Below are 22,704 nucleotides of genomic sequence, written 5' to 3'. Positions count from 1 at the left end.
ATGAAAAATGACAGACAGCAATGATAAGGGCACTAATAATTCCTCAATCCCCAATTGTAGTAATGAAGACTTCAAGAACCTTGTTGATGAATTGCCCCTTGGAATACTTTCGTGTGATACGAAAGGTAATATTACTTCTGTAAATGATTTTCTTTTAGAAATACTTGGATCGCCTTCAGCTAAAGCTACAATGAAAATTAATATTCTAAACTTCCCGCCTCTTGCGGAATCAGGAATATCTGCAATTGTAGAAGAAGCAATCAGAACAGGCAGGAACACTTTTATAGAGACAACTTACAGGTCAAAGTGGAATAAAGAACTGTTCTTAAGTTTCAGGGCATTTCCACGAAAAGATGCTAATGGAAATGTTAATGGATGCCATGCAATAATTGAAGACCTTACAACTGAAAAAGATACGTCATCCGAGATAGAGTATGACAGACGTAAGGATGAACTTATCTCAAAGATATCGAATCGGTTGGTAACCAGCAATTTTGAGGATATTGACAAAAATATCAACAGGACGCTTAAAGACATTGGAATATTCATAGGTGCGGAACGTGTTGTTTTGTTCATCGCTCTTGATGAGGCAGACCAGATTGTAAAAACACACGAATGGTATATTGACGGAATAATATCTAAAATACCACTCCATGATAAAATAGATGCGAAAAAGTTAGTACCCGATAAACTGCGCAACTTAGAGATAATTAGTGTCTCAGATATTGATGATATTCCAAAAGAACAGGACCTTTTACAACATACATTCCGGGGTCTTGGAATAAAGGCTCTTGCATTGATCCCCCTTTCCCGATATGGCATTTTTAAAGGTTTTTTGGGAATGGATTCGAAAAGTAAAGCACATGTCTGGAAAGAAAAGGAACTTTATCTTCTCAAAATTGCAGGGGATATGTTAATTAACATCCTGGAAAGGAAGAAAACTGAAGAACTTCTGCATGAAAAAGAAAAAGACTACGAGGATATAATCTATTCCCTGGATACAGTCATATGGAAAGCCACGTTTGATTCAGAAGGAAATTCAATCAATTCATATATATCCCAATCTCTTGCAACTCTGGCCGGATTTGAAAGCGGAAGCATTGGAAATGATTGGAATAGTTATTTTGAACATATTCACAAAGATGATTTACCCAGAGTACAGGAAGGTATAAAAAAAGCCTTCATGAATCCAGATATCCCGATTTCTATAGATTACAGAATGGTGTCCAATGATGGAAGCATCATATGGATGAATTCGCTTGGATCTGCACAACCCCTTGAAAATGGAAATTATCTGCTTTCAGGAACTACTTCTAATATTTCAGAGCGTAAACTAGCAGAAGAGAAATTACGTAAAAATCAAGAACTTTTAAGTGAAGTAAGCCGTCTTGGAAAAATTGGTGGGTGGATAATTGACATCAAATCAGGAAAAGCTACCTTAACTGATGAGATTTTGGAAATATATGAAGATGATAATGTTGGTGGCATTGAAAATGGATTGAAAAGATTTGCACCGGAATCCAGAAAAATATTGAAAAAGGCAATCAATGAAGCTATTGAAAAACATGAATCTTATGATCATGAAGTTGAATTATTTACTCCAAATGGAACCCGCAAGTGGGTCAGGACAATTGGATACCCTGTGATAGAAGATGGCAGAACTGTGAAGCTACAGGGTACTCTTCAGGATATTACTGATAGAAAAGAAGCTGAACTTAAACTCAAAGAAAGTGAAGCACTTTTAAGTGAAGTTAGCAGAATCGGAAAAATCGGTGGATGGGAATATGATGTTAAAACAAATATTGGTAACTGGACATCTGAAATATACAAAATCCATGAAATTGAACCCAGATCGCATGTCAGTGTTCAAGAATCACTTAGATATTACACTCCTGATTCAAGAAAAGTAATTGAAAAGGCGTTTAATGATGCCATAAATGAAGCTAAACCATACGATCTGGAACTGGAATTAATTACCCCAAATGGAACCCATAAGTGGGTCAGGACAAGCTGTGTACCAACATTAAGAGACGGAAAAGTTGTAAAGATAACCGGATCATACCAGGACATAACCGTTCGTAAGAATACTGAAAACAAATTGATAGCAAGTAGTAATCTTCTGAGTGAAGTCAGTAGAATGGGGAAAATTGGAGGATGGGAATTAGATCTGAGATCCAATAAAGCCACGTGGACAAGTGAACTATTTACAATACATGAAACTGATCAGGTGGATTCCCTGGAAAAAGCTATGAATCGTTATCCTCCCAAATACAGGGAAAAACTCAAAAGCGCCATGGAAGATGCAATTAATAAATATGAGCCATATGACATCGAACTTGAATTTATCTCTGAAAGTGGGAAACAAAAGTGGATCAGGAGCATCGGAAAACCTGTAATTGAGGAAAATAAAGTTGTTAAATTATATGGTACACTCCAGGACATTACCGAGCTTAAAGAAGCTGAAAACAAACTGATTGAAAATGAAGAACTTATGAGACTTTTCATTGAACATGCGCCCGCTTCACTGGCAATGTTTGACAAAAATATGAGATATATTTCTGTAAGCAATCGCTGGCTTAGTGACCTGGGGCTTGAAAAAGACATAATTGGCAAGTGTCATTATGATGTGATTCCTGAAATGGAGGATGAAATCAAAGAATTACACCAACGTGCCCTACAAGGAGAAATCATTGTCCGTGAGGAAGACTTTTTTAAACCACCAAACAGTGGCGGACACTGGATACACTGGGAAGCAAGACCCTGGAAAACTGCAGAGGGACAAATTGGTGGTATAGTACTCTTTGCAGAGAACATCACAGAACGCAAGAAAAGTAAAGAGGAAATAAAACGAAATGAAGAAAAATACAGGGCACTTTTCGAGCAATCAAATGATGCAATATTACTATTGAGATATGGCGGTATTATTCAGGAACTTAATAGTAAAGCTCTTGAGGTTTTTGAGTGTACTGAAGAAGATCTTTATGGTATAAACGTTATTGATCTGGTTCCGCCTGAAATGAAAGATAAAGCCCTTGAATATCTCAAATTGTTCCGCAAGGGTGAACTTAACAAATTTACCTTTAAAGCAGTTACCTTCAAAAAAAATGTGCTGGACGTGGAGGTCAGTGCTAAAGTACTGGAGGGACAGGAAGACGTATCACAGTTAGTTATCAGGGATATCACAACACGGAAAAAAGCAGTTGAAAAATTAAAACGCAATGAGGAAAAATACAGGGCACTTTTTGAGCAGTCTAATGATGCAATTTTCCTTAACCGTGTTGATGGTACAATAGTTGATGTTAACGAGAAGGCCTGTGAGATATTCGGCTATACCAGAGATCAATTTAAAACTAAAAATGTAGTTGAACTTTTGGCACCTGTTCACAGAAAATTTGGGTCGGCAGGCATGGATAAATTCAGAAAAAACGGAGTTGTCTCCATATATACCCAATATCAAAAAGCTAATGGAGAAATATTTGATGCAGAAGTCAATGCAAAGATAATAGAAGGTGAAGGAGATCTTGCACAGGGTATCATCAGAGATATTAGTGAACGTAAAAAGGCAGAAGAAGAAATTATTCGAAGCGAGATGAAATACAGGGCGCTTTTTGAAAAATCTAATGATGCAGTTCTTATTCATGATATGAGTGGAAAAGTTATTGATGTAAATGATAAAACCTGTGAAATGTTTGGATACTCAAAAGAAGAATTGATAAAAATCAATATTATAGACCTTATTTTTCCGGAAGATATCGAAAAAACTACCTTAGCAATAGGAAAAATAAAAGAAAATAAAAGCTGGCGTAATGAAACACGAATGTTTAGATCAGATGGAAGTATAATCCACCTTGATGTCAATGGTTCACTGATAGAAGCGCAAGGAAAGATCATTCAAGCGGTTGGCAGGGATATCACAGAAAGGATTAAAGCGGAAGAAGAGATGATGCAGGCAAAAATAGAGGCTGAAACTGCAAGTCGTTCAAAGAGTGACTTCCTGGCCACTATGAGTCATGAACTTCGTACACCTCTCAATTCCATAATTGGATTTTCAGACATTATTCTGGATGGACTGGCAGGAAACCTTGAAGATAAACAGGAACATTATTTACAGCATATTTCCCAGAGTGGACGGCATCTGCTTAACCTGATAAATGATATTCTTGACATATCCAAGATAGAAGCAGGAAAAATGGAACTATACCCGGAAATAGTAGACATCAGAAAGTCTGTCAGTGAAATTGTAACGATGACTGAAAGCCTTGCATCCCGCAAGAACATAGCTGTTGATATTGATATGCCGGACGATATGCCGCTCATTTCTGCTGATAAATCCAAAATAAAACAGATAATGTATAATATCCTTGGAAACGCTATCAAGTTCACAGATAATGGTGGAAATGTATATATAAATCTCAGTAACGATGATGAAAATGTTATTATGTCCATTACTGATACAGGCATAGGTATTTCACCGGAAGATCAGAACAAACTTTTCAAGCCGTTTAGCCAGATTGATACTTCTATTTCCAGAAGGTTTGAAGGCACAGGCCTTGGACTTGCACTTGTAAAAGAACTCATTGAACTGCATGGTGGAAGGATCTGGGTTGAGAGTGAAGCAGGAAAAGGTAGTACATTCTCATTTAGGCTCCCAATCAAAACTGATGAATAAATCATTACTCAAAAATATGGATGATTTTTTTGTATACTCTTTTTTCAGTTCATAATGGACTTTTTTCCATATTTATGTCCCATTTTACAAACTGCAAACCACAAATGTAAACCACTTATTGTAAACGTCCATATTCACTAAAAATATATTCACTAAGATAGGAGCCATAAAAGGAAGTGACCCTGGCAAGCCAGGGCAACTATGGAAGTGGATGTGGTAAGTTTGAAGGAGGTAGTTAGATGGATTTCAAATGACCCACATCCGTAAATACGCCAGAGTAGGTATTCTCTGACAAATTATATTTTTCTGGAAACTAGTATATATATGTATCGAGAAAATATAAATACCCCATGCATATTTTACAATTGTGTAACAAAATAGATACATATATTGTAAACCAGCATATAAATGAAACTTCGTTTATCCAAAAAACAGAGAAAATTGTAGGTTAACAATAGAGTTACGCACTTTATGAAAATATAAACTATGTAATCTATGACACCATAAATCTTATAAATCTGGGAAAAGGAGTTTAGACGTACAGGAGAACTAACAGAAATGGACAACATTGCATTCCTCATTTATTCATTCAGTACTTTATTTGCAATAGTCAGTCCTGTAGGCGGTGTCATCACATTTGTTTCATTGACCAGTGATATAACACTGGAAGAAAAAAACATACTTGCCACAAAATCAGTTATCCTTGCCTGTACAATTGCTCTGTTTTTTGCAGTAACAGGAAAAATGATACTCAACTTCTTTGGAGTCAGCATTGACTCACTTAGAGTTGCCGGTGGAATACTCCTTTTTGTCGTAGCATTTGATATGATACTGGCAAAAGTTTCCCGTGAAAGTATTACGGAAAAAGAAATAGACAAATCAATGGACCGCAGTGATGTCTGGATATTCCCTATAGCACTTCCGCTTTTAACCGGGCCGGGAACAATAACGACAATAATCGTCCTCATGGGAAGTGCACTTTCAATATTCCAGAATGCAATCGTTATGATCTCTATCATACTTACTTTTGCAATCACATGGATATTCTTCCATTTCTCAAGAAGAATATACAAACTCCTTGGTTATACCGGAATGCTTGTTTTTACAAGGCTGATGGGACTTTTGCTGGCAGCTATGGCTGTGAATTTTGTAGCTATAGGCATCTGGAATATTTACATGTCATTCCAGTAATCCATCTGCAATACCAGATTAACAATCACAATCATTTTATTGCATAATCCCATAATAATAAAAGAGTGTGGGATAGGATTGACTAGCGATAATAAAATCCAGTGTAAATCCAGTGGCGATGAGCACAGAGTGTCCTTAGAAGAAATTCTGAAGAGACTTAATACGACAACTGGAGGTTTGTCTACAGAAGAAGCAAACCACAGAATCGAGCTTTGCGGAAAGAACGTTTTTGAAGAAACGGGAAAACAAAGTATCTTAGTCAGGTACTTCAAACAATACAAGAATTTCTTTTCACTTCTACTATTATTTGGTTCAATTTTATCATTCATAGCCGAATGGCTTGACCCGGGACAGGGCAATATTTTCATTGCCATAGCACTGCTTGGAGTAGTAATCCTGAACGGTACCTTCACATTTGTCCAGGAATATCAGGCCGAAAGGATAATGGCTAGCTTCAAGAACCTGATACCTCCGAAAACAAAGGTGTTAAGGGATGGAGAAATTACTGAAATAGTTGCCACAGACCTTGTTGTTGGTGACATAATATTCCTTGAAGAAGGAGATAAAGTACCGGCTGACGGAAGGCTTATAGAAGAGAATTCCCTGAAAGTTGACAACTCACCAATAACAGGAGAAGCTGAACCACAACTCCGATCACTGGACTGCACCCATCCGAATATACTTGAATGCAGAAACATGGTTTTCTCAGGAACCCTTGTTCAGACAGGAAATGGAAAAGCTATCATATTCGGTACAGGCTCTGATACCCAGATAGGTAAACTTGCAGCTTTGACCGAACAAACTGCTTCCGTTGACACACCCATACGCAAAGAGCTTAATGATTTTATCAAGATTATTTCAGCAATTGCTATTTTCCTTGGAATATCCTTCTTTATTGTTGGATTCCTGATACAGGATACTTTCCTTGCAAACCTCATCTTTGCCATAGGCATCATTGTTGCAAACGTACCTGAAGGACTGCTTCCAACGGTCACATTAGCGCTGAGTCTTGCTTCAAAAAGAATGGCAAAGAGAAATGCCCTTATCAAACAACTTGAATCCGTTGAAACTCTGGGCTCCACTACGGTAATATGTACTGATAAGACAGGTACGCTTACCCAGAACAAAATGGCAATCCATTCTGTTTACACAGGCTCAGGAATGCTTGATGTGCAGAACAAAGAGAAGCCGCCTGAAATGCTTCTAAGGGTTGCTACCATATGTAATAATTCAAGACTTACTGATGAAAAACCGGGATACAAAGGAGACCCTACCGAAGGTTCACTGCTGGTCTATTCAAGTGAATTCACTAATATTGATAAATTAAAAGATGATTACCCAAGAGCAGCTGAATATCCATTCGATTCCAAAAAGCAGAGGATGCAGGTTGTCTGCAAGACACCTGAAGGAACTATGGAAGCCTACATGAAAGGTGCTCCCGAAGTAATTCTCGATATGTGCAGTCATGTTCTTGTTAATGGAAAAGAAGAAACATTTGACGAGAATGAGAAAAAGGAACTTGCGGCTGAACATCTTGAGATGGCAAAGAGGGGAGAAAGAGTTCTTTCATTTGCATACAGGAAAGCTGACAGTGTTAAAGAATACGAAGACGGATTTGTCTTCCTCGGATTTGCAGGTGCTGTTGATCCTCCAAGACCTGAAGCCACGGAAGCTATAAAGAAATGTCATCTTGCAGGCATCAAAGTAGTTATGATAACAGGAGACCATCCTGTAACTGCCCGCTCCATTGCTGCAACTGTTGGACTTACCAGTGACCATGAAGATCCCGTTCTTATAACAGGTGCGGAACTGGAAGAGCTTTCAACAGATGAACTATCACATAGATTAAAAGCACCAAGCATTGTATTTGCCCGAACTTCCCCTGTGCAGAAACTCAAAATAGTGCAGGCTTTCCAGGAAGCCGGAGAGATAGTCACAATGACCGGAGACGGTGTAAATGATGCACCTGCCATGAAAAATGCTGATATGGGAGTTGCCATGGGAAGCGGAACTGATGTTGCAAGAGAAGCAGCAGACATGGTTTTGCTGGATGACAACTTTGCAACCATAGTCAATGCAATTGAAGAAGGCAGGACTGTCTTTGATAACATCAAGAAGTTCATTGCTTACATCCTTACAAGTAATGTTCCTGAAATTTTACCGTTTATCGCATTTGTTTTGCTGGCACTCCCGCTGCCAATGAATGTACAGCTGATTCTTGCCATAGACCTGGGTACGGATATTCTTCCTGCCCTGTCGCTTGCCGTTGAGAAGGGAGAAGGAGACATAATGAAACGTCCGCCACGTTCAAGTGATGAAAAGCTCTTGACGCCACAGGTATTGCTAACTTCCTACGGCATCAAGGGTCCCATAGAAGCCGCAGCAGGATTTGCATGTTACTTTGCCGTACTCTTTGACGGTGGATGGACATGGGGACAAAGCCTGCCGTTTACAGACACTCTTTACATGCAGGCAATCACTGCTTTCTTTGCAGCAGTTATCATCTGCCAGATAGCAAACGTGTTCACATCACGGACAAGAAGACAGTCCGTACTAACAAAAGGATTCTTCAGCAACAAAATGGTGCTTGTGGGAATTGCAAGTGAACTTGCCATACTAGCATTCATCATATTCAACCCACTTGTAAACCTGGTATTCAACACCGCTGCAATCTCAATGAAATATGTGCTTATTGCAGTGCCATTTGCAATACTCTTGCTTACAGTGGATGAGCTAAGGAAATATGGCATCAGAAAAGATTCGGCATTTGTGAACCGGTTCTTCAGATGGTAATTTGCAGGATAATTGTATGTAAATCCAAATTTGCAGTTTGAACTTAAAGTAAAATAATGGGCAAACTTATGGTTATACCTACATTGCCTTTTTCCTGAAGACAACCTCTGTATGAGGATAGGCTATTTCAACATCTTCAGCGTCATTTATCCTGTCAAAGATCTCTTTTGTAATCTTTGAGGAATATTCGTGCAATTGCCTTGCAGGTGAAAAATACTTTACCTGGACATCAATACCACTTGCCTGGAAATCAACCCTGACTTTCGGGGCTCCCGGACTGGTACTGATAGTTCCTGCAAGGAATTTTCTTGCAGAAAGATCTGCTATCTCTATTGCACGGTCAAGGTTGCTTTCATAGGTAACATTCACGATAACACTGTGCAACACAAAATCGTTATTTGAAGTATAGTTGATGATGTTTTTCTCAAATAACATCCAGTTAGGAACCATAATAGTCCTGCCGGAATTTTCTTCATCGGTTATCAGACCCCCGATCTCCATTACATGCACATGTGTCAGGTTGAAGTCAACGACATCTCCTTTTACGTCGCCTATAATAATCCTGTCACCAATATCAAAAGGTCTTTTTGTAACCACCATTATCCAGGCAGCAATACCTGTAATCGGCTGCTGGAGTGCAAAACCGATGGCTGCTGAAAGCAACCCAAGGAACACACCAAAACTGGACCAGGCACCTGAAGATGAAAGAATGGCCAATATGATAACAAGAAGTGACAGGGTATATCTTGAAAGCTGACCAAATATCCTGATATTGGAACGTTGTTTTTTGGTCTTTGCTTTTTTCATCAGATTGGTTCTGAGAATTGTGAAAAATACATTGATAAGCAAAAGGATGAAGAGCACTATCAGGACATTTATTCCGGCATCTACCCAGAGACCAACATTATCTAAAATATCCTGTATCACTGCCACTTAACCACCCTTTTGCAAAACAAATCCATATGAATGTCAGTTATTCATGTATTTGATACTATCCTTCCTGAAATAATATTATATCTTCTGCCTATATACATTCTTACATTACAGCAGTTCACTCGACCCTTACCACAATACCCCTGAGAAGTCTTCCCAGTATATCAGAACCGGTTATTATCATCTTTTCAGGGTCATCCCTGTTCCAGTAAAGTATAAGATCGTCATCAATAACGTCATCCTCTGCATTTACAGGATAAACTGTAAGTCGATGGAGCACGCTTCCCAGTTTTTCTTCCGGGTTGCGGACAACTATTGGATGATGACAGTATTTGTAGGGATTGAAATTATCCTTTTTGTAAATAGCATCCCTGAGAAATGATCCCGAATCCACTGCCATTACAGGTTCACCTGTCTCATCCAGAATTATAGTCCACTTTTTAGAACTGGAAGCCATCTGTCCAAGAAGAGTCTCAAATTCCTGGCTTTCCCTTGCAGGAAAAACCACAAGGCCGTTAAAAGTAGGCATGGATATGATACTCAAAGGATCTACAACAGAACCTTCCTGTTTTATGTAAAGGTCATCAATTGACAGGAAATTCAGAGCTCCAAGACCTTCAAGGTGATCGATATCACTGCTTTCAGAGACGATGTGTTTTTTAAGCATTATTCCAAGGGAGCGTTCCTTGAAGTATTCCAGTTTCTCTTTTCCAAGCCACATATCAAGTAGCATTGCAGATGGTTTTGCAACTGGATACAATAATAGTGTATAAAATTTCACAAGGGGTGAAAGTTTAGCACCCAGACGCAGAGAGTTTCTTGTAAAATATGCTTGCGGAGCTATTTCACCAAACAGTGTAATAAAGACAGTAGAGAAAGCAAAAGCTGAAGCTCCTGTTAGTACTGAATTTGTGAGCAGTGCCAGGAGTACGTTTATTCCCACGTTACCCCACAAAAGCGTTGAAAGTAACAGGTGGGAATTGTGCCTCAGGGCAAGGACTTTTCTGGCGTTCTCATTTTTAGCCTCTGCTTCTATTTCAAGACGAAGACGACTGAGCCCAAACATTCCAATGGTCAGACCGGAAAAAACACCGGACTGAATCAGACATAAAAATATCAAAAACCATACAATTAGTTCATTCATGTTTTATTCCGCTAATGCAGTTTCAAAAGTATTGTTAAATAATGGTTTCAAGGTTAATAAAAAGCTTTTCTGATAATTTTAATTAAAAGGAAGTTTCAGTTAACTGATTTAACTCACAGTTTTTTCAATTCTTCCACCAGAGTTTCGTATCGCCTTTCAAGTTCAGGAACTTTTTTTCTCAGAGATCCAATATTTACAGAATTACCTGATCTGGCTTCAGCTTCTATTTCTGCAACATATTTACTCAGTGACATACCCCCGACACTTGCAGTAGCTCCCTTGAAAGTGTGAGCCTTTTCAACGATATCCTCTGATTGGTTCTGAATTGAATTTTTAAGATTTTCCAGCTGGCGCGGGGCATTATTTAAGAAAATAGAAATCACACGCCTGGAAAGTTCCAGGTCATTCATTGTGTTATCCATAAGCAGTTTGCTATCGAAAATAAGATCTGTTTCTTTTTCTTTAACAGATGATGAAGTATCTTTTTCGGCCATATCCTGCTTTTTTATCAGCCAGTAATCAAGTGTATGAATAAGTGACTGGATCTTTATCGGTTTAGATATATAATCATCCATACCTGCTTCTAGGCAGTGCTTCCGGTCATCTTTCATTGCATGGGCAGTCATGGCTATTATCGGGATATGACTAGAAGTGGAAGCTTCTATTATTCGAATCTTCTTAGTTGCTTCCATACCGTTCATTTTCGGCATTTGAACATCCATAAACACAAGATCATATTCTGGTGATTTGAAAGCCTCTATTGCTTCCAGGCCATTATTAACAATGTCAGCATTTAAACCCAGTTTTTTAATCATTCCAAGTGCTACCTGCTGATTTACCACATTGTCCTCTACAAGCAGGATCTTTGCACCGGTATTTTTGAATTTATTAATATCAGAATCATCATCCTGTGACTGTTGTTCAGGTAGCTGAGCACCTTCATGAACTACTGAATACAGTTTGGAGCAAAGATCGGAAGTTCTTACCGGCTTTGTAATATATGTTTCAAAATAAGAATTGAGTACAGACCATGAATCAGAATGTGGAATTGCAGAGCTTAAGACTACAAGGGATATTTCACTGTTTCTTGAATCTGATTTGATAATGCGTGCAAGATATTCACCATCCATTTTTGGCATATCCATATCAATTAAAGCGACTGTAAAAGGTTTCTGTGATTCGTGCGCCTCAGAAAGAGCAATAACTGCTGCAGGTCCGTCTTCAGCCTCTTCCACATCCAGGCCCCACGAACTAAGTGTTTTTGTAAGTAAGCTGCGACTTGATTTATTGTCATCAACTATAAGCACACGAACATCTTCGATCCTTGAACAGTGTTTCCTCACACTCTTAATTTCGGAATGTTTATCAAACCGAATCTGGAACCAGAATTCAGAACCTTTTCCTGCTTCACTGTTAACACCAATTGTACCATCCATTTGCTCAACAAGTTCCCTGGATATTGCAAGTCCAAGGCCTGTACCTCCATAGTTACGTGTGGTGGAAGTGTCCACCTGACTGAACTTATCGAAGAGAAGATTGAGTTTATCTTCTGGGATACCAATGCCAGTATCTTTTACCGAAAAACGCAGAGTTACATCTGAATCAGATTCTGAAATTATGGAAGCGGTTACCACAACTTCGCCATTGTGGGTGAACTTAATAGCATTCCCTGCAAGATTTATCAGTATCTGTTTTAACCGGGAAGGATCTGCAACTATATTAGTTGGCACATCGGGTTCAGGTGAACATATCAGTTCAATACCGTTATCATTAGCTTTCACACCCAGAAGCAAACCGAGTTCCTCAAAGATGTCATTCAGATTTATAGCCAGATGCTCAAACTCCAGTTTTCCAGCTTCTATCTTTGAAATGTCAAGTATATCGTTTATAAGTTCAAGCAGGGCTTCACCGCTTGTTTGAATGGTATTTACATATTGCTGCTGTTCTTCACTGAGCTCCGTTTCAATAAGCAGGGTTGTCATTCCGATTACACCATTCATCGGTGTGCGTATCTCATGTGACATATTTGCCAGAAACTCACTTTTTGTCCTGGTTGCCACTTCAGCCTTGATTAGAGCTTCATCTAGTTCCTGATTTTTTAGTTCCAGTTTTTCATAATATTCTTTTATCTTTTTTTCTGCAAGCTTGCGGTCACTGATATCCCGAATGGCAGCTACCCGAACATTTTTACCATTATATGCAATATTGTGAGCCAGAATTTCTACAGGAACTATGGTTTCATCCTTTTTAATGCAATAAACTTCATAAGGTTTTGAATAGCCGGATGAAATGTTACTCATCACCTTTTCAACACAATCCGGGTGAATTACCATTTTTAAGAGGTTTTTTCCAATAATAGTTCTGGAATCATAACCTAGAATCTTTTTTATTGCTTTATTAGACTCCAGTATGACACCGTTATCATGAATAAGTATAGCCTCAAAAGTTGCATCTGCAAGCATGCGATACTTCATCTGGCTTTGAAGTAGGTTGCTACAGTTTCTATTACGCTCAACTATACTGCGGACTACAGAATAAAGCAAATATTTGGAATCTACTAAAACAGGGAATAAGTGAACTTCAACATGATGTAAATTACCATTGGCAAGTTTATGTTCATAAAAAAAATGATTTTTAGTTTCATGTTTTGCTTTATTCAAGTCATCAATCAATTCTTCAGGGGACGATGCACTGATATCAAGTATCTTTTTACTGAGAAACTCGTCACGAGAGTATCCGTAAAAGTTGCATGCAGCACTATTAGCATCAACAATATCTGCTGTTTCCGGGTCAAGTAAAAACATGATAATATAGTCGTTTTCAAACAATGACCTGTAATCTGTTTTGGACTCTTTTTGCCCATCTTCAGTGTGCATACCAATACCTACTATACATCGTACCTGTAAAACTAATCAGAAACCATGAAGTTACTATAAATACAAAAGTACAGGTATAATTTCACATAGAAATCTGATTATATTCAAGCATATAATATATTAATAAAATAGTAAATAAAAGTATCTAATTAAATATAATTATCAATGAAAATGTATGCTGAGCCACATCTATTAAAGTTGTTTCAGCTTATCCAGCAATTCCTCATATCTTCGGTCAAGTTCAGGAATCATATCCTGCATGCCTGAACCATTACCGGATTTGGCTTCAGCTTCTATATCTGCAACAAAATTGCTGAGCGACATCCCGCCTACACTTGCACTGGCGCCTTTAAATGTGTGAGCAAGATTTTCAATGTCATCATTCCCGGTAAGAATGGCAGTTTTCAGAGATTCTAATTGCCGGTTTGCATTATTCATAAAAATAGAGATTACTTTTCTTGCTAGTTGAATATCGTCCATTGTGTTTTCCAGAAGTAATTTATCATCAAAAATAAGTTCTGAATTTTCCGGCTTTACAGATAAAGAACCATCCTGTTGTAATTCCGGATGTTTTTTTATGAGCCAGTAATCAAGAGTATCAATAAGTGACTGGATCTTTATTGGTTTTGATATATAGTCATCCATACCTGCTTTCAGACAACGCTGACGGTCATCCTTCATTGCATGAGCAGTCATGGCAATAATAGTGGTATGTTTTCCACTGGCTCCCTGCATCTTTCTTATGTTTCTTGTTGCTTCCGGGCCGTCCATTACAGGCATCTGGACATCCATGAATATAAGATCATATTTTTTCTTTTTGAGAGCTTCAATGGCTTCCATACCATTATCTGCAATTTCCACATCCAGTCCGAGTTTTTGTAACATACTTTGCGCAACATGCTGGTTTACCACATTGTCCTCTACAAGAAGTATGCTGGCGTTAATGTCAGGCAATTTTCCGGATGAAGATGAAGAATCCATATTAGATGAGATTGACTCCTGCAACTCATAACCATCACCATAGATTGCACACAATTTATTATAAAGTTCAGAAGCCTTCACAGGTTTTGTAATATATGCATCAAAAGTCTCTTTAAGTTCCGCCCATGATTCTTCAGGTTTTCCCAGGGAACTAAGTATTACCAGCGAAATGTCACGAAGTTTCTCTTCAGACTTGATTATTTTCCCAAGAGACAGACCATCCATTTCAGGCATATTCATATCCAGCAGTATTAGCCGGAAAGACATATCTTTCTGACTGGATTTTAATAGTGCAAGAAGTGCTTCCGGCCCATCTGCTGCTTCCTCTGCAATCATTCCCCATGATCCCAGTAATTTTACAAGATACTCACGATTTGTAGCATTATCATCAACAACAAGAACACGGCTGTTTTTCATGCTGTTGCAGTTCTTTGGCCTGGTCTTTACTTTTGAATGTTTGGTGAATGAGATTTTAAACCAGAATTGCGAACCTTTCTCCGGTTCACTGTTCACTCCGATTGTCCCGTTCATCATTTCAACAAGCTCTTTTGAAATGGCAAGTCCAAGACCTGTGCCACCGTAATTTCTGGTAGTGGAAGCATCTACCTGACTGAATTTTGTAAAAAGGACACCTGTTTTATCTTCAGGAATACCAATTCCTGTATCTTTTACAGAGAAAAGTAATGTTGTTTGCGAATCATTCTCTGATACAAGAGAAACATTGATTACAACTTCCCCCTCATGCGTAAACTTAATGGCATTTCCACCAAGATTTATAAGAATTTGCTTTAATCTGACCGGATCTGCAATTATATTGCCAGGAACATCCGGATCAGCTGCACATATGAATTCAAGGTTTTTGTCATGAGCTTTAACAGCTAAAAGTGAAGCAACTTCCTCAAGAACATCATTCAGCTCAATCGGCAGCTCCTCAATTTCAAATTTTCTTGCTTCTATCTTTGAAATATCAAGAATATCGTTGATAAGCTCAAGCAGGGCATCACCGCTTTTCTGAACAGTATCAACATAATGTTTCTGCTCTTCATCCAGATCAGTACTGAGGAGGAGTGTCGTCATTCCGATTACACCATTCATTGGTGTGCGGATCTCATGAGACATATTGGCCAGGAACTCACTTTTTGCCCTTGTGGCTTCTTCCGCAATCATTAAAGCCTCATCAAGTTCCTTGTTCTTAAGTTTCAGCTTTTCGTTGTATTCCTTTAATTTCTTCTCTGCAATTTTGATATCCGTTATATCCAGGCGGGAAATTACAACTTTGCGTGGAAAAACTTCTATGCTGGCAAATGGACGGACTTTTGTTACAAACCACTGTTCATAATCTACAAAAGGACAGAGGAACTCGACTTCAAAATAATCCTCATATCCCTGCATCACACTTTCAATACCATTGGCAAAATCCAGGGTACCACCATAAAACACTTCATTGGATTCCCTGAGTGAATGAAGAATATTTTTTCCTTCGCTGAATTTATTACTCAGCTCTTCATTGATGCCGGCAAATTTCTTCCAGGATGAATTTGTTTTAATAATGATACCTTTTTCATCAAGGACACAGACATTTGCATCAAGTGAATCAAGGGTCGACTGATTCAGATAATTTATCTCTTTGATGGTTTGCTCAGCCTTCCAGTTATCAGTAATGTCATGTCCAACACCAACAATACCGATTATCTTTCCTGAATGATCAATAAGAGGAGCTTTAATCAGATCAAGCAGAATATCTGTACCATCAGGATATTTTTCCCACAGCTTATCGGATCTTACTTTTCCTTCCCTGATAGCCAATTCATCATTTTTAGTGAAAATATCAGCTTTTTCCTTGCTGAATATGTCATACGAAGTTAGCCCGATAATTTCTTCCCTGTCTTTGCCTGTAAACTTCGAAAATTCAGGATTGCATCCCAGATATTCTCCTTCGGTGTTTTTAAAGAAGATCATATCAGGAATGGAATCCAGAAGACCTTTAAGCAGAATACGTTCATTTTCCAGTTTTGCTTCAGTGAGTTTACGTTCGGTAATATCACGAACTGCAGCCACACGAATCTGCTTGCCATTATGCATCATACTGTGTGCTTCGATTTCAATTGGAAAAACAGTTCCGTCTTTTTTTATGGAACGGACTTCATAAGGCTTAGTATTATCATTAGCTATGTTCACAAAAACTATATTCAGGTCATCAGGATGAATCAGAAGTTTCAGGATATTCTTACCAATAACTTCATCTAATCCATATCCTGTTACACGTGAAACTGCACTATTGGCATCCAGTGTAATTCCATTATCATGAATTACTATGCCTTCAAAAGTTGTGTCTGCAAGCAAACGATATTTAATCTGGCTTCTTGTCAGCTCTTCGTGTACTTTAATATCCTCAGTTACATCATTGACGATTGCACATAAAAGGTTTTTTCCTCCGATATTAACTGGTATTGCATAGATTTCTACATCCCGAACATCACCATTTGCAAGTTTATCTTTAGAAACAAATCTGTTTTGTTCCTCGTTTACGGCCATTTCAATTGAAGAAATAATTTCCTGCTCGGGTAGCATGGCTATATCGAATATTTTTTTCGTAACCAGTTCATCATGCTTCCATCCGTAAAAACTGCAAGCTGCATTGTTTGCGTCAACTATGTTTGCAGTTTCGGGATCAAACAGCACCATTACTGCATGGTTATTGTCAAATAATGACCTGTAACCTTCATCATTTTTCTGATGCGTATCAGGGAGAGTATTATTGTTATTCCGTATGACCATTTTTCCTGCCAGAATATCTAATTCTATCTGAATTTGATATTGAATAACTGTGATGATTATGGAGATAATTTAAGTATCCAAGGAATTGCTTCAGTATATACTATAAATATAATAGTATGAATAATAATATATAATTGTTAACTTCTAAAAATAAAAGAACAGTTAACAATCATAGATTTTCAGTTATTTTCATATATAATCGAAACTCTATTTAGAACATAAGATAATTAAGGGAGACGGGAATGATGCTGGAAAGCAAATGTATAATTATCGCAGGAGAAGAAGCAGGTCCAAAGTCCAATAAGATGGGCGGCATCTGGAATGTTATTGATGCCGAAGCAAAGAGTCTTGCAAGTCTGATATCAAAAGGAGTCATTGAAGAAAAACCGGCTCCTACAATAATTGTTGCCGGACCTTACTATGGTCATAGTGGCTCGGACTGGAACAAAGGGCTTAACCGTATCACAGATATGAGTTATATGGAAGAACTGGAACCTGAAGGTCCTATCTTTGAAGCTATCGAAAACCTGAAAACAAAAGGTATTGAAGTATTTCCGGGTGTTGAAGTTGTCCATGATGTGAGAATAATTCACCTGATGTTCAAGACAAATGATTTTTGCCGTTTCAGTGTGGAATACAAAGGAGAAGAAACATGCCTTGCAAATGCCATCAAAGGAGAAGCATTTGATCTGATTGGCCTGGATTCTATGGCTTATGAGAATATGGGCAACGGCATGGAATACAGTCATTATGTTAATTTATCCTATGCCATCTCTGAATTTGTAAAAGAACTTGTAACATCAAAGGACTCCAGTTCCGAAGAATATGGAGACAAGGCAATTTCCGAATTTGCTGCATCTCTTATGCCGGAAGTACACGTTTCACTTCATTGTCATGAGTTTGGTGTATTCTATGCACTTGCAAGGCTTAAAAAACTTGGAATCAGTGTCAAAAGCGTTGCAACATACCATGCAACACTTCCGGGAAGATCTTCAGGACACAAATCCATACAGAAGATCAGGGAAAATGACAGCTCCTGGGACAGTGGCGTGCCGGTAAACTTTGCCAAACTGGAATCATTATCAGGATTTGCTGATGTTGTCACTGCTGTTGGGGATTCAACACGCAAGGAAATAAAACTCTTCTATGGAATTGATTCTATCGTTGTCCGCAATGGAATTGATAATGATGAGGAAGAAGATATTGAATGGGGGAAAAAAACAGATTGCCGGGACAGAATCCAAAACTTCCTTTCTGATAAGTTGTACGCTGTATACAATGGTAAGGTAATACCACCTGAAAAGATAATACCTATTTTTTCAATATCGCGTATTGAGATCGAGAACAAAGGTTATCCTGACCTGCTGGATTCACTTGTCCTGCTTGACAGGATGGTCAAGGTTGAGATTGATGCAGGACATTTAGATGATAAATACCGTGTGGTATGCTTCATAATAGCAGCACACGGTCCGAAAACAAATCCACCGGAGAATTTCCCTATTAACCTTCCTGAAGAAGCGCTTGTGGGTGAAGAAATACGCCTCCAGCAGATGATCAAAGCCAGGGGTCTGGAATGTTCAAGACTGACAGATGGCAGCAGGCACGTCTCAGCTGTCCTGTATCCGCAGTGGATATCTGATCATGACGGCGGACTTAACATGAGATCTGATGAACTCATGGCAGGATGTATTGCCGGTGTTTTCCCGTCAAAATACGAACCTTTCCTTCTTACAGGACTTGAAGCAGGAAAAGAAGCAACCCCTAGTATCGTAAGTAAGATATGCGGATTCAGTGATGCTCTCAAGACCTTAAAAAGACTTGTCATGGGAATGGGAGGAGTCATCGTTGTTGACAACATCAATATCCCGTACCTGGAATCAATTGCAGATTACGCTCTTGCAATGGATTATTTCATTGACACATTTACAGATGATAAAGTAAAGTACAACCTTCTTTGCCAGGAAGCAAATCTCCTTGCAAAGGACATGAACTGGGAAGAACCAATAAAGACGTATTATGAGCTTTTAACCGGAACAAGAATGGAGTGAGACATGTCCGAAATACGTAAACACTATTTCCTTGATGAGTACTGCATAATAGCAACCGGAAGAGCCAAAAGGCCATCCGCACCGAAAGCCTGTGGCGAGGATATGAAAGCAGGCAGTTGTGTATTTTGCGGCGGCCATGAAGATAAGACACCTCCTGCACAGGCTGCTTACAAAGACGGAGAAATACTGAAGGACACCGATGAAGAACTGGTTACAAACTGGCAGGTCAGGTGTATACCAAACCTCTATCCGGCATTATCTCCTGATGCCCCGGAAGTTGAATCCTCAGGATTTGAAGTTAAAAAAGGATATGGATATCACGAAGTAATAATAGAAAGTCCATCCCATGAAAATAAAATAGACCTTTTTTCTGACGAAGAAATACTGCTTCTTATGAAAGCATACAGGGACAGGGTTGTTCATTATCAGTCACAGGAAGGTGTTGAATATGTATCACTCTTTAAGAACTGGGGTAAAAAAGCAGGTGCTTCCCTGGAACACACTCATTCACAGCTAATTGCAGTTCCTCTTATGCCGCCATCCCTTGTTAAAGAGAAAAAGGCAATTTCTGAGATGAATAGTTGCCCTTATTGCCGTATTATTGAGAAAGAGCAGGGAAAAGAAAGACAGGTTTATGAGAATGATGATTTTATTCTAATTGCCCCATATTGTTCCAAAAACCAGTATGAAATGTGGATGCTTCCAAAGAAGCATGTGAATCATATCTCTGCTTTCACTGATGAGATGCTCATGTCCCTGGGAGACTGCATACGGACTGCTGTCAAATTGCTTGACAGGACAATACCGGAGCTGGCATACAATTACATGTTCTTCCAGATAGAGCATGATCTTAGCTATCATTTCAATGTCAGGATAGCACCAATCACTTCAATTGCAGCGGGTTTTGAAAAGAATACGGACATATACATTAATACTATCCCGCCGGAAATAGCTGTAGAGCATTTGCTGAATCCGGAATAAGGAGTCTGCATTAAGAAGGGATCTGATGGAAAATAAATTAAGAATAGCCATGTTCTCATGGGAAAGCCTGAATTCCATAACTGTCGGAGGGCTGGCTCCCCATGTTACCGAGCTTTCAGAAGCCCTGGCACTTCAAGGACATGACATTCACATTTTTACACGCAACAAGGACATGCTGCCTTACGAAGTGATAAAGGGAGTGCATTACCACAGGGTGTACCACGCCCTTGATGGTGGTATTGTCCAGCAGATGGACAGTATGTGTGATTCAATGTACAGTGCTTTTACCGAAGCCACCGGAAAATTTGGAAAATTTGATCTCACACATGTACATGACTGGCATCCCGTAAACCTTGTATGCAGACTGAAAGAGGAATCAGGAATTCCGTTTATTATGACATACCATAGTACCGAATGGGGCAGGAACGGTAACAAACATGGCAATTGGTGGGAAGCCATGGAAATCAGCCACCGGGAATGGAGAGGCGGCTATGAATCTGCAAAAGTGATAGCTACGTCTACAAAGCTAAAAGAAGAAATCCAGTACCTTTACCAGATTCCGGACTATAAAATTGCCATAATACCCAATGGGATACAGGGTGAGAAAATAAAGATGGATGTAGACCCTGGAAAACTAAAGGAAGAATATGGAATACATCCGTACGCACCTGTTGTCCTTTTTGTTGGAAGGATGAATTGCCAGAAAGGTCCGGATCTTTTCGTTCAGACTATCCCTGCGGTGCTGGCAAACAGATGGGACGCGAAATTTGTTATAATTGGTGAAGGTGAAATGCGACCGGAATGCGAAAGACTTGCGCATGAATTGAACGTTATGGACAGTTGCCGGTTCCTTGGTTATGTTGATGAATCCGTGAAGAAAAAGTGGATGAACGCCTGTAACCTGGTATGCGTACCAAGCCGCAATGAGCCTTTTGGAATAATCCTTCTTGAGGCATGGGATGCGGGAAAAAATATAGTTGCAACTGATGCTATATCCCTTATTGATAATTTCAGGGACGGAGTTATAGTTTACCAGAATCCGGAATCAATTGCATGGGGAATAAATCACGTATTCAATAATTATGCAGACGATGAACTTGGAAAAGAAGGGCAGAAACTCATCGGAACAAGGTACAACTGGGATAACATAGCAGAATCTACAGTAGATGTGTACAATGAACAATTGTAACACATACATAAAGTAAAACGGTAATGAATTTGTGTGGGGTGGAAACATGAAGAAATTGTTTTACAAGACTTCAAAAAAGGCGGGACTTGCACCGGGTTCTTTGATACATATCGGAGAGGAAAGAACCGAGAAGCCCAGAATAAGCATCATCGACTATGATAAAGAGAACTACCAGGAGCGTGTAGTTGGAAATGTCGAAGAATGTTTCCCATTTAAAGATCATCCTACTGTTACGTGGATAAATATAGACGGAATCCATCAGGTTGACATAATTGAAAAACTGGGACAACATTTCGGACTCCACCCTCTTGTAATGGAAGATATTGTACACACAACTCAGCGTCCGAAAATGGAGGATTACGATTCCTACATTTATATTGTCCTGAAAATGCTCTGGATTGGAGATGGTGAAGAAACTGATGTTAAAGAAGAGCAGGTAAGTATAATTCTGGGAGAGAATTTCGTCCTGTCGTTCCAGGAACTTGAAGGAGATACTTTTAACTTTGTCAGGGAGAGAATACGAAATTCAAAAGGCAGAATAAGGCAGATGGGATCCGATTATCTTGCGTATGCACTGCTTGACTCCATTGTTGACAATTACTTTATTATCATTGAAAAATTCGGGGAGATTATTGAGGATCTGGAGGAAGAACTGGTTGATAATCCTGAACCGGAAACCCTTCAGAATATACACAACCTGAAAAAGGAAATGATATACCTGCGCAAATCAGTCTGGCCCCTCAGGGAAGTTATCAACGGACTGGACCGATCAGAATCAGATCTCATAAAAGATTCGACATTCGTATTCCTCAAGGATGTTTATGACCACACAATACAGGTTGCAGACGCCATTGAAACATACAGGGACATACTTTCAGGAATTCTGGATGTTTATTTATCCAGCGTCAGCAACAAAATGAACGAGGTAATGAAAACACTCACCATCATTGCAACCATATTTATCCCTCTTACATTCCTTGCCGGAATGTACGGAATGAATTTCAGCTACATGCCTGAACTGGGATGGAAATGGGGATATCCGGCTGTGTGGGTTATCAATATATTAATATTCATTTCCATGTATGCATATTTCCGCAGGAAGAACTGGCTTTGATTAAAAG

Annotated in this window: 11 protein-coding genes; 7 read left to right on the top strand and 4 right to left on the bottom strand. The window is 38.9% G+C overall.

All coding sequences use genetic code 11. From position 1 onward, the window contains the following. The first annotated feature begins 7 nt into the window (after positions 1-7). From METTI_RS12600 to METTI_RS12590, 3 genes are all read left to right on the top strand, one after another. Complete coding sequence (locus METTI_RS12600; RefSeq protein ID WP_023846206.1) at positions 8-4,669, top strand: PAS domain S-box protein; 4,662 nt, start codon at positions 8-10, stop codon at positions 4,667-4,669. Between the two features lie 558 nt (positions 4,670-5,227). Next, positions 5,228-5,860, top strand: coding sequence for a MarC family protein (locus METTI_RS12595; RefSeq protein WP_023846205.1), 633 nt, complete (start codon positions 5,228-5,230; stop codon positions 5,858-5,860). A 78-nt stretch (positions 5,861-5,938) separates the two neighbouring features. Then, entirely contained in the window at positions 5,939-8,653 is a 2,715-nt protein-coding gene (locus METTI_RS12590) for a cation-translocating P-type ATPase (protein ID WP_023846204.1), read from the top strand. Between the two features lie 78 nt (positions 8,654-8,731). Here METTI_RS12590 and METTI_RS12585 read toward each other — a convergent pair whose 3' ends face one another. The 4 genes from METTI_RS12585 to METTI_RS15330 all read right to left on the bottom strand — a co-directional run bounded on the left by METTI_RS12585 (position 8,732) and on the right by METTI_RS15330 (position 17,365). Beyond that, positions 8,732-9,586, bottom strand: a complete 855-nt coding sequence (locus tag METTI_RS12585) for a mechanosensitive ion channel family protein (RefSeq protein ID WP_023846203.1) — start codon at positions 9,584-9,586, stop codon at positions 8,732-8,734. Positions 9,587-9,704: 118 nt separating this feature from the next. Continuing rightward, on the bottom strand, positions 9,705-10,730 hold the full coding sequence (locus tag METTI_RS12580; RefSeq protein WP_023846202.1) for a DUF21 domain-containing protein: 1,026 nt from the start codon (positions 10,728-10,730) through the stop codon (positions 9,705-9,707). Between the two features lie 113 nt (positions 10,731-10,843). After that, complete coding sequence (locus METTI_RS12575) at positions 10,844-13,606, bottom strand: PAS domain-containing hybrid sensor histidine kinase/response regulator (RefSeq protein ID WP_023846201.1); 2,763 nt, start codon at positions 13,604-13,606, stop codon at positions 10,844-10,846. A gap of 192 nt (positions 13,607-13,798) precedes the next feature. After that, positions 13,799-17,365, bottom strand: a complete 3,567-nt coding sequence (locus METTI_RS15330; RefSeq protein ID WP_023846200.1) for a PAS domain-containing hybrid sensor histidine kinase/response regulator — start codon at positions 17,363-17,365, stop codon at positions 13,799-13,801. A 245-nt stretch (positions 17,366-17,610) separates the two neighbouring features. On the opposite strand from METTI_RS15330, the gene METTI_RS12565 reads away from it, so the two are divergent. The 4 genes from METTI_RS12565 to corA are packed head-to-tail and all read left to right on the top strand — an operon-like array spanning position 17,611 to position 22,697. Further along, a complete protein-coding gene (locus METTI_RS12565) occupies positions 17,611-19,413 on the top strand; it encodes a glycosyltransferase (RefSeq protein WP_048136248.1) in 1,803 nt (600 codons plus the stop codon). 3 nt (positions 19,414-19,416) lie between these two features. Further along, a complete protein-coding gene (locus METTI_RS12560; protein ID WP_023846198.1) occupies positions 19,417-20,394 on the top strand; it encodes a galactose-1-phosphate uridylyltransferase in 978 nt (325 codons plus the stop codon). Positions 20,395-20,419: 25 nt separating this feature from the next. Continuing rightward, positions 20,420-21,583 (top strand): glycosyltransferase family 4 protein, encoded by a 1,164-nt coding sequence (locus METTI_RS12555; protein WP_023846197.1) that lies wholly within the window; start codon positions 20,420-20,422, stop codon positions 21,581-21,583. Between the two features lie 46 nt (positions 21,584-21,629). Further along, the gene (gene corA / locus METTI_RS12550; protein WP_023846196.1) at positions 21,630-22,697 is read left to right on the top strand and encodes a magnesium/cobalt transporter CorA; all 1,068 of its coding nucleotides are present in this window, start codon (positions 21,630-21,632) and stop codon (positions 22,695-22,697) included. Positions 22,698-22,704: the final 7 nt, after the last annotated feature.

Source organism: Methanolobus tindarius DSM 2278 (assembly GCF_000504205.1).
GTDB lineage: Archaea > Halobacteriota > Methanosarcinia > Methanosarcinales > Methanosarcinaceae > Methanolobus > Methanolobus tindarius.
The sequence above is the reverse complement of the archived record's forward strand: the minus strand, read 5'-3'. Positions and strand labels throughout refer to the sequence as shown.